The organism is Nostoc sp. WHI (assembly GCF_015714725.1).
In the GTDB taxonomy this organism is placed as follows: Bacteria; Cyanobacteriota; Cyanobacteriia; order Cyanobacteriales; family Nostocaceae; genus Nostoc.
The window spans coordinates 19,481-33,148 of sequence record NZ_WBKM01000111.1 but is presented as its reverse complement, the minus strand read 5'-3'; the positions used below and the strand labels follow the sequence as shown (position 1 = coordinate 33,148).

The window sequence follows — 13,668 nt, the reverse complement described above, 5'->3', positions numbered from 1 at the left end:
CTCCCGCCACCGTTGCTGCAACATATTCTCCCAAACTATGACCCATAACCGCATCCGGTTCAATGCCCCAAGAACGCCACAATTGGCAGAGTGCATATTCCAATGCAAATAAAGCCGGTTGAGTATAAGCAGTTTCATCAATGGGTGAAGTTGATCCAGATGGCGGATAAAGTACACTTAAAAGTGGTTTTTCTAGATAAGGGCGTAAAATGCGATCGCATTCTTCCAAAGTTTGCCGAAAACTGGGAGATGTTTCGTAAAGTTGTCGTCCCATGTCTTGATATTGGCAACCTTGTCCGGTGAATAAAAAAGCAATTTTAGGTGTTTTGTTAGGTTGCGGTTGAGATAACGAGTTGGTTTTTTCCGACTCAGCTACAAAGGCAGTTAGTGTTTCAATTACTTGTGTTTTGTTTGAGGCAACTATACTCAAACGATGTTGAAAATGGGAACGTCCACAAGCTGCTGTAAAACAGATATCTGATAAATCTAAATCGGGATTTTTCGCCAAATATGTTTGATATGATTTGGCTAATTGTTGTAGTGCAGTTTCAGTTTTTGCTGATAGCGGTAATAGGTGCAGTGGACGTTTTACTGTTTGGGAATTTTGACTTTGTTGTGGTGCTTGTTCAATTATTAAGTGGGCATTTGTGCCACTAAAGCCAAAAGAACTAACTCCTGCGAATAACTTTTCAGATGTAGACCAAGATTTGATTGAGGTGGGTACGACAATTGGTAGTTCATTCCAATTGATGTGAGGGTTGGGCTGGTCAAAGTGCAGATGGGGTGGTATTTCTTGGTGTTGTAGAGATAAAACTACTTTGATTAAACTTGCTATGCCCGCAGCTGCTTCTAAATGACCAATGTTTGTTTTTACCGAACCAATCACCAGTGGTTGCTCTGGGGAACAGTGTTTACCAAACACCTCTGCCAATGCCTCTACCTCAATTGGATCTCCTAAGGATGTCCCAGTGCCATGAGCCTCAATGTAGCCGATTTGGGCTGGCTCAACTCGCCCATTTGCTAGAGCTTGACGAATCACGCCAGCCTGAGACGGCCCGTTAGGGACTGTCAGACCGCCGCTAGGGCCGTCCTGGTTGACCGCAGAGCCGCGAATTAATGCCAAAATGCGATCGCCATCAGCCACCGCATCCGACAACCGCTTGAGAACAACTACACCACAACCTTCTCCCCTTACGTAGCCGTCTGCTTTCGCGTCAAAAGTTTTACAACGACCATCAGCCGCCATCATTTTGGCTTTGGAAAAGTTGATATTAGACTCTGGCGATAAAATTAGGTTTACCCCTGCTGCTAAGGCTAAATTGCACTCTCGCAAACGTAAACTCTGACAAGCCAGATGCACTGCCACCAAAGAAGAAGAACATGCCGTATCTACACAAAGAGATGGGCCAGTCAATCCCAAAATATATGACAAACGTCCAGCCGCCACACTGAGAGAGTTACCAGTGCCAAAATAAGCATCGATATGCGTTGCATCACCAGCTTGCCAAAGCACCTTGGTGTAGTCACTGGTGCTAATTCCCACAAACACACCTGTGGAACTTTTGAATAACTGTTCGGGAACTTGGTTAGCATGTTCTAGCGCTTCCCAGCTTACCTCCAGTAGCAAGCGTTGCTGGGGGTCAAGGCTAATCGCCTCTCGTGGGGAGATATGGAAAAATTTGGCATCAAAAGCATCTACTTCGTGCAGAAATCCCCCATAACGAGTTGACATCTTTCCGGGGGCATCTGGATTTGGGTCATAGTAAGCATCTATATCCCATCGTTCAGGGGGTACTTCGTTAATGGCATCTACGCCATTGTGGAGCAGTTGCCAAAAGGCATCTGGGTTATCAGCCCCCCCAGGAAATCTACAGCCCAAACCAACGATCGCGATCGCTTCAGTTTGAGCATTTTCTAAGGCGCTGAGTTTGGATTGCTGTTTTTCCAATTTCAGCAGAGCATTTTCCATTAAAGACCGATAATTTATACCTGTTGAGCTACTGCTCATATACACCTCTTTTAATCCAAGCTTGCCAATGTTTTAGCGAGTAAGTCTGCGATTTCTTCTTGAGACATTTCTTTTAAAGTCGCTGATAATTCAGTGCCCTCCGCAACTGTTGGTAATTCCTGTTTAGATGTTGAATAAAACTCCATTGATAGTACATCCTGTATCAAATAATCTACTAGCGCTTCCACTGTGGGATAATCAAATATCAAAGTTGAGCGCAGAGATTTTCCTAGACCGCGTTCGAGCCAATTTTTTAATTCAACTGCAACGAGGGAGTCTAGTCCTAAATCAAACAATCGTTGGCGCGGCTCTACTTCCTCCAAAGATTTTAGACCAACAACCTTGGCAATTTGGGAACGAATATAAGTCATCAATAAAGTCTTACGCTCTTTGACAGGAGCAGCTTCTAACTGTTGCAGAAACTCTGGTTGCTGCGCTTGGGGTTGCCCAGAGTTTGAGGCGCAAAGGTCAAGGAAAGGTAAATCCAGCCCTTGAGGAAGTTGCTTGAGGAACTTCGACCAATTGACTGATAAGACTCCCACTTGAGCAACATTTTGTTCTAGCAACCGTCCAAACACCTGCAATCCTTGTTCAGGCTTAATAGCACTGACACCCAAGGCAGCCCAACGATCGCGATCGCGACTTGCAATTTCCTCTGCCATCCCTGCATCTGCCCAAGGGCCCCAATTGATGCTCAAGCCTGGTAAATCTAAAGTTCGACGGTAATGAACTAAGGCATCCATAAAGGCGTTAGCTGCTGCATAGTTTCCTTGACCAGGTGAGCCAAGCAGTGAGGCGCTGGAAGAAAAACAGACAAAAAATTCTAATGGCAATTCTTGGGTTAATGTATGCAGATTCCAAGCCCCTGCTATCTTCGGTGCCATCACGCGGCTAAAGCGTTCCCAAGTTTGACTTAGCAGTAGCCCATCATCCAAAACTCCGGCAGTATGTATAATACCTCGTAGGGGTGGCATTGATGCCTTAATCTCTGCCAAAATTCGGACAATATCTTCTCGGATAGACACATCGGCTTGAAATACTTTGACATTAGCCCCAGCTTGCTGTAATTTACTGATCGTTGTTTGGGCTGTCTGAGAAGCTTCGTGACGACCAATTAAAACCAAGTGGCGGACTCCCTGCTCTTCTACTAACCAGCGAGCTACCTGCTGACCTAAAGCACCTAAACCACCTGTAATTAAATAACTGCTTTCTGTCGGCACAACCTCTTCTTCTCTCGGTTGCGGTATGGAAATCACGACTTTGCCAATATGCTTGGCTGTTTGCATATAGCGGAAGGCATCTACTACGCGATGAATCGGAAATGCTTTGTAATTTAAAGGCTTGAGAGTGCCTCGCTGAAAATCCTCCATCAATTCTTTAAGCATCGAGGCAATTAAACCAGGGTTATGTATTGAGATTTCTAATAAATCGAAGGCAAAATATGAAGCGTCGGGTCTTTTTGCTTCCACTTGCTCTTGATCCCAAATACCGATTTTGCCAATTTCTACAAATCGTCCCCCTGTCTTTAAAATCTCAAGACTTTTCGGGATAAACTCACCATTCAAGCTATTAAGAGCAATATCCACTCCTCGCCCGTCAGTAATTGCCATTACTGCTTCGGCAAAGTCTAGGGTGCGGGAGTTCATCACGTGTTTTACCCCTGCTGACTTGAGAAATTCCCACTTACTAGGGCTGGCTGTGGCAAAAATCTCTGCACCCGCACGTTGAACTAACTGGACTGCTGCCTGTCCTACGCCTCCAGCCGCCGCGTGAATCAATATTTTGTCTCCGGGTTGCATTTTTGCCTGGTGGTGCAATCCATAGTAGGCAGTTAAAAAAGTGGTAAGAATAGTGGCTGCGGCTTCAAAACTCAACTGTGGGGGTTTGGGAACGACAAAATCAGCTTTGACTGTGACAAAACTACTCAGGCTGCCAATTGCCATCACAGCGATCGCTTCATCACCGATTTGGAAGTTAGAAACATTCTTACCCACTGCGACAATTTTACCGGCACACTCTCCTCCAAAGGGAATGTTTGTTGCAGAATCGATACCCTGCTGTTGAGTATATTCTTGCAGCAGACCGAGGGCATTGAGGACATCTCTAAAGTTAAGTCCGCAGGCGTAAACTTGAATTTCGACCTCCTCCGGTTCCGGTGGGCGGCGCTTCATCGGTGCTAAGGTGAGATTTTCCAGAAGACCGTAGCTAGATATTTTTACCTCGAAGGGTTCGGTTGCCAAATCTCGAATTTTCTCTTGATTTTCCCCAGTTGCCGACCGATACCTTACCAGTCTGGCTACATGGCGAACTCCTTGTCTGTAGGCGACTTGGTCTTCTCTATCTGGCGATCGCAATTCTTCTAAGAGGCTTAGTATTTCATTTTTATCTGTGGATGGGTCTAAATCCAGACGCACACAGTGGAGGTCAGGATGCTCCAAAGCGATCGCTCGTCCCAACCCCCAGAGTGGAGCTTGGTGTATTTGCGGAGTAATTTTGCTCTCCCCAATGATTTGAGTTCCCCTGGTAACTAACCATAACCGTGGTAATACTGGGGTTTTCGATTGAATAAGACTTTGCAACAAATGCAAGATGCTGCCACAGGTTTCAGCTTGTACTTCCTGTAAGCTTTCCAGGGTAATGTCTGTACTTCGACTGCGCTCAGTAACAATTGAGGATGTTTCCTCTAGGCTCCAGAGGTAAATAATTCCACTATATGATTGTTTATTTTCTTGACTATCTTGCAGTAATTGCTGAAAATCTGCGGGGTTGGCTGGGTTTATTTGATAATGTTCTTGTGCTAACCTTGCATAAGCTTTACCAACACACACTAGGACACAGCGATCGCCTTGTTCTCTCAGAAGAGTCGCTACCATCGTGCCAATTCCCCCTTGATCAGCAAACAGTAGCCAACTACTTGATTGTGTTACTGGTTGTTGTTGCAAACTACGAGCCTGAGCTTGCCAAGTAATTTCATACAACCAGTTGTCAAAATCTTCTTGTTGGAGAATTTTTTCTAGGGCTTGACGACTGATACTCTTGACGGTTAAACCTTCTAACTGAGCTACCACATTTCCGCTTTCATCAAATAGGTGTACCTCAGCAGTGACAGTCTTTTGATTCAATCCCTCAACTTGGCGGATTTTTACTTGAGTCCACAGGCGGGTGCTGGGACGGCGGTAAAGCTGTAAACGCTCTAAGCCAACTGGTAGATAGACTGCTTGTTGATCACCTTCCGCAAGAGCTGTTCCGATTACTTGTAAGCAGGCATCTAATAATACTGGATGCAATTTGTATTCTTCTGCTTCTAAAATCAATGTTTCTGGCAAGCAAATTTGCCCTAGAGCTTCCCCTTCATAGCTCCAAAGCCTTTCAATTGCTTGGAAACTGGAACCATAATCTATTCCTTGTTTCCGTAACTGCTGGTAATAATTTTTTGCAGATATGGCTTCCGTATATTGAGTTTGTAAGGCAGCTAAATCAACATTAGGAGGTGAGTTTTGCCCTTGGGCAAAAACTTTGCCAAAGGCATGGAGTGCCCAATAAGATTCAGAATTATTGTCTTCAAAGTTGAGGCTAAAAATCTGCCAGGAAAATGTCTTTGAGTCTTCAGGTGTCAAAATTATCTGGAGTGTTTTTGCAGTATCTTTTTCCAGGATCAAAGCCTGCTGGATAACAACTTCCTGAAGAATAAAATCGGGCGATTTGAAAACCACAGCCCCAGCCGCTAATGCCATCTCTAGATAAGCAGTGGCCGGTAAAATCACTTTTTGATAAATGCGATGGTGCGCTAAATATGCAGGAAAATCTTGACTAATGTTTGACTCAAAACGAATCTCCCTAGTCCCAGCTAAATGCAGCTGTTGTCCTAGCAGAGGATGAATACGTGAGCTATTGCTTTTTGCACGTAATTGTGCTTTATTAGCTCCAACGGTGGCTGTCTCTACCCAATGGCGCTGTCGCTGAAACGGATAAGTTGGTAGCACAACCCGGTGACGGCTATAGTCTCGGTCAAAACCAGACCAATCTACTTTGGCTCCACATCTGTATAATTCCCCTAAACTCTGTAATAACCGTTGCCAGTCTTCTTGCCCAGAACGCAGACTAGGTAAGAAAACACCCATTTCCTCTGGTAAACAATGGCGAGCCATTCCTAATAGTGTTGGCTTTGGCCCAATCTCCACAAACACTTCATATCCTTGTCGATATAGCGCTTCAATGCTGGCAGCAAATTTTACAGGCTGCCGCAGATGAGCAGACCAATATTCGGGAGTAGCGATCGCACCAGTGGCAAGTTCTCCCGTAAGATTAGAAATTACATTGATTTGTGGTTGGGCATAAACTACTTCTTTGGCAGCTTGGCTAAATGCTTCTAAAATAGGTGCGATCGCGGGAGAATGAAAAGCATGGGAAACATTTAAAGCTCTAGTCTCCACACCTTGAGCGTTAAATATTGCTTTAACTTCTTCAAGGGCTTTATCATCACCAGAAATCACAATATTTGCCACACCATTAATCGCAGCAACAGCTAACTGGCTATAAGATTCAATCACCTCCTCCACCAATTCTTGCTCGGCAAACACAGCCAACATTCCCCCATCAGCAGGCAAAGACTGCATTAAACGCGCACGAATCGCCACCAACTTTAAGGCATCTTCTAAACTCAAAACTCCCGCCACCGTTGCTGCAACATATTCTCCCAAACTATGACCCATAACCGCATCCGGTTCAATGCCCCAAGAACGCCACAATTGGCAGAGTGCATATTCCAATGCAAATAAAGCCGGTTGAGTATAAGCAGTTTCATCAATGGGTGAAGTTGATCCAGATGGCGGATAAAGTACACTTAAAAGTGGTTTTTCTAGATAAGGGCGTAAAATGCGATCGCATTCTTCCAAAGTTTGCCGAAAACTGGGAGATGTTTCGTAAAGTTGTCGTCCCATGTCTTGATATTGGCAACCTTGTCCGGTGAATAAAAAAGCAATTTTAGGTGTTTTGTTAGGTTGCGGTTGAGATAACGAGTTGGTTTTTTCCGACTCAGCTACAAAGGCAGTTAGTGTTTCAATTACTTGTGTTTTGTTTGAGGCAACTATACTCAAACGATGTTGAAAATGGGAACGTCCACAAGCTGCTGTAAAACAGATATCTGATAAATCTAAATCGGGATTTTTCGCCAAATATGTTTGATATGATTTGGCTAATTGTTGTAGTGCAGTTTCAGTTTTTGCTGATAGCGGTAATAGGTGCAGTGGACGTTTTACTGTTTGGGAATTTTGACTTTGTTGTGGTGCTTGTTCAATTATTAAGTGGGCATTTGTGCCACTAAAGCCAAAAGAACTAACTCCTGCGAATAACTTTTCAGATGTAGACCAAGATTTGATTGAGGTGGGTACGACAATTGGTAGTTCATTCCAATTGATGTGAGGATTGGGCTGGTCAAAGTGCAGATGGGGTGGTATTTCTTGGTGTTGTAGAGATAATACTACTTTGATTAAACCTGCTATCCCCGCAGCCGCTTCTAAATGACCAATGTTTGTTTTTACCGAACCCACAATCAAAGAATTTTCCTCAGAACGTCCTTCACCCAAAACTGAGCCTAAAGCGCTGATTTCAATGGGATCGCCTAAAAAGGTTCCAGTTCCATGAACCTCCACATAGCTAATTTGTGACGGCTCTACCTTAGCGTTGGCTAAAGCTTGGTAAATTAGTGCTTGCTGGGCTTGTTTATTGGGAACCGTCAAACCGCTACTTTGACCATCGTGGTTGACCGCAGACCCGCGAATTAATGCCAAAATGCGATCGCCATTGGCCACCGCATCCGACAACCGCTTGAGGACAACTACACCACATCCTTCACCCCGCCCATAACCATTAGCTGAAGCATCGAAGGTCTTGCAGCGTCCATCAGGAGAGAGGACACGAGCCTTGCACAGAAAAATAGTTATTTCCGGCGACAAGATTAAGTGGACTCCACCCACTAAGGCAAGTTCGCACTCTCCAGCCCGCAGACTTTGACACGCTAAATGGACACCAACCAACGAAGCTGAACAGGCTGTATCTACTGCTAGGTTAGGCCCTTGTAAACCAAGAATGTAGGACAACCTACCAGATGCAAAAGCAAAACCATTACCCGTCCCAGCATAAGGATTAATGTCTTGATGATTACCAGAATACATCTGTAATTGTGCGTAATCATTTTGTCCGATACCGACAAAAACACCAGTTTTGCTGCCAATCAGTTGATTAGGTGCTTGTCCGGCATTTTCCAAAGCTTCCCAACTCACCTCTAAGAGTAATCGCTGCTGGGGGTCGAGGCTCGCCGCTTCGCGCGGGGAAATCCCAAAGAAATGGGCATCAAATTGGTCTACCTGCGGCAGAAATCCCCCATCGCGGGTGTAGATTTTTCCGGGAGCATTGGGGTCTGAATCATAATATGCCTCAGTATTCCATCTTCCGGTCGGGACGGGAGCGATCGCATCCACGCCATCACGCAATTGTTGCCAGAAAGCCTCCGGGTTATGGGCATCGCCAGGAAAACGGCAACCCATACCAATAATAGCGATCGGTTCGTTTTGGGAACGCTCAACTGCCTCAAGTTTGGTTGCGGCTTCATCGAGGGCAAGCAGAAGCCGTTGTTTGGCAGAAAGTTGATTGATGTTTTCCGAAAAATCGCTCATTTGTTTCCCCTTAGAAGCTTTTCCAGTTTTTCCAGGCGCTCTGTAACTGAGGCATCAACCTCATCTTCAGAGAGTGGTTCTACCACCGATTGCACTGATGGTTGTGGATTTTTCGCTTTAGGCAATTGGGTAGTATCTGACAGTGATTGTACTGTTATTTGCGGTTTTTTTGCTTTGGCTAATTGGGTGGTGTCTGATGAGGTAGCCCCCAACTTTAAAACGTCCCTGACTAAATACTCAGCCAAATCTTTGATGTTTGAAAACTCAAAAATTAAAGTCGAAGGCAGAAAAGTACCCAAACTAGCATCTAAGCAATTCTTGAGTTCGAGCGCCATCAACGAGTCCATACCCATATCAAAAAATCCCTGTTGGGGATCTGGCAATTGTGGCGATCGCAATCCCAACAATTTGGCAACTTCATTTTGAATATATCCAATTAAGAGAATTTGGCGATCGCTTACACGAACTGTTTCCAGTTGTTGTAAAAGCGCATACTGCTTTACTGGTACACATTCCTCTAAAATTTCCACTTCGCCAAGTAATTCTGCCAATAATGGCAATTTTTTATCGCCCGTTAAGTGCTGTTTTAACAGTGACCAATCAGCTGAAAACACAGCAACCTGAGCAATACCTTGCTGTCCTAACAGTTGTTGGAACAATTGCAATCCCTGCTCCCAACCGATACGACTTATACCCAAGACAGCCAAGCGATTTTGGTGACGACTATCTAAGCTAGCTGCCATTCCTTCATCAGCCCACTGTCCCCAGTTAAGGCTCAAACCAGGGAGTTCTTGCATTTGACGATAATGTGTCAGAACATCTAAAAAAGCATTGGCAGCTGCGTAATTTCCCTGTCCTGGTGCGCCCAGCAAAGAGGTAACTGAGGAGAAACAGACAAAAAAATCTAACGGTAGATTCTGGCTAAGAGTGTGTAAATTCCAAGCGCCTTGAATCTTGGGATTCATCACCTTGGTAAAGCGTGCCCAATCTTGTTGCAGCAATATCCCATCTTCTAGGACACCCGCAGCATGAACAATACCCCTTAGAGGAGGCATTGAGGCACTTATTTCCTCAAACACTGCAACCATGTCTCTATGATTAGACACATCGGCTTGAGTAACAAGAATATTAGCTCCCAACTGCTCCATATCGGTAATCGCTGCTTGAGTTTGGGATGATGCCCCCCGCCGTCCTAGCAAAATTAAGTGGCGAGCGCCTTGCTCCACCATCCACCGGGCTACTTTTAATCCCAAGGCTCCTAAACCGCCAGTAATCAGATAAGCCGCATCGGGTTTTAACGATACTTCTTTTGATTTCAACTCACCTTTATTAACCAAACGTGCTACATAACGCTGTCCTGAGCGAAAAGCTAGATGGTCTTCACCCTCCGCATCGCAAAGTTCCGTCAGTAGTGTTTTTGCGGCATCTGTTTGCGTGGCTTCCACAGCTAAATCGCACAGTCCGCCCCATAATTGGGGATGTTCTAAGGCAATTACTTTACCCAATCCCCATAAAGGAGCTTGAGCAACTCCTGAAGAACTCGTTTGAGACTCCACTGGTTGAGCGCCCTGAGTCACTAACCAGAGTCGCGGTAAGATTGACCCATTGTGCTTAACTAGTGCCTGTACTAGATGCAGCGTGCTAGCACAACCCAAAATTTGAACTCGCTCTAAAGTGTGAATATCTAAATCCAAAGCTGGCTCTGATGCCAAACTCCACAGGTGGACAACTCCCCTCAAAGGCAGCGTACTGATTTGAGCGACATCTTGCAACAGTTGTTTGAAATCGTCAGGATTAGCTGGATTGAGGCTGTAAATTCCAGTTTGCCAACATTTATAAGTATTGTCCGCATAGACTACAAAACAAGTCTGCCCTTGCGACTGTAAAAGTTCCGCCAGGGAATCTCCTACACCGCTAGAGTCTGCAAAAATCAGCCAACTGCTAGGTTCGCGCGTCAGAGTAGCGCTGATATTGAGATTTTGCTGACGGGGTTTTGGTTGCCATTTGATTTCATACAGCCAATCTTGAATAGAGACTGATTTTATCTCCTGCTGGTGCTGCTCCACCAAAGATTGCAGCAATTTTGGCAGTAATTTTGCCTCATCTGCTGAAATTTCGGCTGCACTTGTTAACATTTGGGTCAGCTGTTCAATATCTCCTTTATTCAGCAAGTCAACTACAGAAGTTTGAAGTTTCTCGTCCGATAAAGACTCAGCTTTTTGGGGATTATTTTCTGCCGTTTGAATCCAATAACGTTGGCGCTGAAATGGATAAGTTGGTAGCTTAAGAGGGCAACGAAGATATTCCCGGTCAAAGCTAGACCAGTCTACTTGCACTCCATGCACGAATAATTCCCCCAAACTTTGGAGCATTTGTTGCCAATCATCCTGTCCTTGGCGCAGACTGGGCAACCAAACTCCTACTCCCTGTCCGAGACATTGCCGACCCATGCCCAACAAAGTCGGCTTGGGGCCGATTTCTACAAATACCTCATAACCTAACTGAGCAAGGGTTTCCATGCTCGTGGCAAATTTCACCGATCGCAACACATGACGACACCAATATTCAGGAGTAGCGATTTCTGCCGTCGCCACTTGTCCGGTAACATTTGAAACTAATTTTATTTTGGCTGGGGAATAGATGATATCTGCGGCGACCTGCTCAAAGTCTGCGAGCATTGGCTGCATTAAAGGAGAGTGGAAAGCATGGGAAACTTGTAATTGTTTTGTTTTGATTCCTTCTGCTTCCAACACAGCGATAATTGCTTTAATTGCCTGACGCTGACCAGAAATTACGATATTCTCCGGGCCATTAATGGCTGCAATCGCAACTTCCTCAGTATAATGCTGAATCGCCTTCTCCACCTGGCTTTGGGAAGCATTCACCGCTACCATCTCCCCTTCTTGGGGCAGGTTTTGCATTAAACGACCTCTAGAGGCAATCAGTTTGAGGCTATCTTCGAGGTTGAATACTCCCGCTACACATGCGGCTACATATTCCCCGACACTGTGACCCATGACGATATCCGGCTCTACACCCCAAGATTTCCACAACTGAACTAGGGCATATTCAATGGCAAATAGTGCTGGTTGAGTGTAGGCTGTCTCATCTAATTTTGGATTTTGGATTTTAGATTTTGGATTGGAAGATTGGGTGTCTGGATATAGAACTTCGAGTAGGGGTTGTTCTAGATAAGGGCGTAAAATTTCATTGCACTGGTCGATAGTTTGCCGGAAAATCGGCTGGGTCTGGTAAAGTTGCCATCCCATATTTACGTACTGTGACCCCTGACCTGTAAATAAAAATGCTACCTTTGGAGGTCTAGGACTGCGGAAGCAATTGCTAACCAATCCTTCAGTCTGTATTGTGTTGACAAAAGCTTTCAATTGCTCTCGTAATTGCTCAGTAGATTTTGTGACTATAGCTAAACGATGGTCAAAATGCGATCGCTTGGTGTTAGCTGTGAAACAAATATCTGCGATCGCATTTTGGGGATGATTTACCAAAAACTCCTGATAAAGTTGTGCTAGCGATCGTAGAGCATCTTCACTTTTGGCTGATAGCGTCAGCAAATGCAAAGGACGTTCACTTGCTGCTATATTTTGACTTTCGACTTTTGAATTTTGAATTTCTCCAGATACAGCTTCCAAAACCACATGGGCATTAGTACCGCCAAAGCCAAAAGAACTGACCCCAGCGAGAGCGCAACCATTATTCACAGTCCAGGATTCCAGTTTATCCTGCACCCGTAAAAGCAACTTCTGAAAATTTATATAAGGATTTGGCTGCTGAAAATGCAGGGTAGGCGGAATTTGTCGGTGTTTGAGTGACAGTGCTACTTTAATTAATCCCGCAATACCTGCGGCCGCCTCTAGATGTCCAATATTACTTTTAACTGAACCTACAGCACAATAGTCGTCAGGGCGCCGATTCTTTGCTAAGACTTTTCCCAAGGCTTTCATCTCCATCGGGTCGCCCAGCTTCGTACCAGTGCCATGTGCTTCTATATAACTAACCTTCTCTGGAGATACACCTGCTTGGCGATATGCTAAACGCAAAACAGCTTCCTGCGCTTGGGGATTGGGAGCCGTCAGTCCATTACTACGACCATCCTGATTAACAGCACTGCCTTTAATCACAGCGTAAATTGCATCGCCGTCAGCCATAGCTTGAGACAACGGCTTCAAGACAACCACACCAGCCCCTTCACCGCGAACGTAACCATCAGCGCGGGCATCAAAAACTTTGCAAAGACCATCAGCAGCCATGAACCCGCCTTTAGAGAAACTGACCGTAACCCACGGCGATAACATCACATGGACGCCCCCTGCCAAAGCCATGCTCGATTCCCCATTCCATAAGCTTTGACAAGCCAGGTGGACTGCAACCAAAGAAGACGAGCAGGCAGTATCAATTGCCATACTTGGCCCCGTAAAATCAAACACATAAGATATTCGGTGGGCAGCAATACAATTATTGTTACCTGTAGCTGCATAGGCATCAACATTGCGGTAATTTTTCATCAGTAACTCGTAGTAATCGTAACTAGAGATCCCAATAAAAACACCAGTTTGCGTACCTGCCAAACGCTCAGGAATTTGTCCAGCATCTTCTAACGCTTCCCAACACACCTCCAATAAAAGTCGTTGTTTAGGGTCCATGCTCACAGCTTCGCGGGGAGAAATACCAAAAAACTGAGGGTCAAACTGATCCACCTGATCCAAAAAACCACCCCAACGGGTATTCATCTTGAACGGTGTTGCTGGGTTAGCATCATAAAAAGACTCAATATCCCAGCGATTTGCCGGCACTTCGGTAATTGCATTCACCCCATCTCGCAGAAGTTGCCAAAAAGCTTCCGGGTCATTAGCACCAGGAAACCGGCAGCCGATTCCAACAATTGCAATTGGTTCAAAATCCTTTCCCATCTCATTCATTCTCTGCGTCCCTTTGCGCTTCCCTTTGCGCCCCTTTGCGTTAAAACTC

The 13,668-nt window shown here is 45.2% G+C and carries 3 protein-coding genes; all 3 read right to left on the bottom strand.

Annotated features, from left to right (window positions below; all coding sequences use genetic code 11):
- Positions 1 to 2,008, bottom strand: a 2,008-nt coding sequence (locus F8S12_RS11270; RefSeq protein WP_196516382.1) for a type I polyketide synthase, incomplete at its 3' end; no start/stop codon positions are given.
- A gap of 11 nt (positions 2,009 to 2,019) precedes the next feature.
- Positions 2,020 to 8,682 (bottom strand): type I polyketide synthase, encoded by a 6,663-nt coding sequence (locus tag F8S12_RS11265; protein ID WP_196516381.1) that lies wholly within the window; start codon positions 8,680 to 8,682, stop codon positions 2,020 to 2,022.
- Positions 8,679 to 13,619 (bottom strand): type I polyketide synthase, encoded by a 4,941-nt coding sequence (locus F8S12_RS11260; protein WP_196516380.1) that lies wholly within the window; start codon positions 13,617 to 13,619, stop codon positions 8,679 to 8,681. Before F8S12_RS11260 ends, F8S12_RS11265 begins: the two co-directional genes overlap by 4 nt.
- Positions 13,620 to 13,668 lie beyond the last annotated feature (49 nt).

Bases quoted from the DNA above. Each gene is read 5' to 3' on its own strand.
- F8S12_RS11265 (WP_196516381.1), bottom strand. From the start codon at position 8,682: ATGAGCGATTTTTCGGAAAACATCAATCAACTTTCTGCCAAACAACGG.
- F8S12_RS11260 (WP_196516380.1), bottom strand. From the start codon at position 13,619: ATGAATGAGATGGGAAAGGATTTTGAACCAATTGCAATTGTTGGAATC.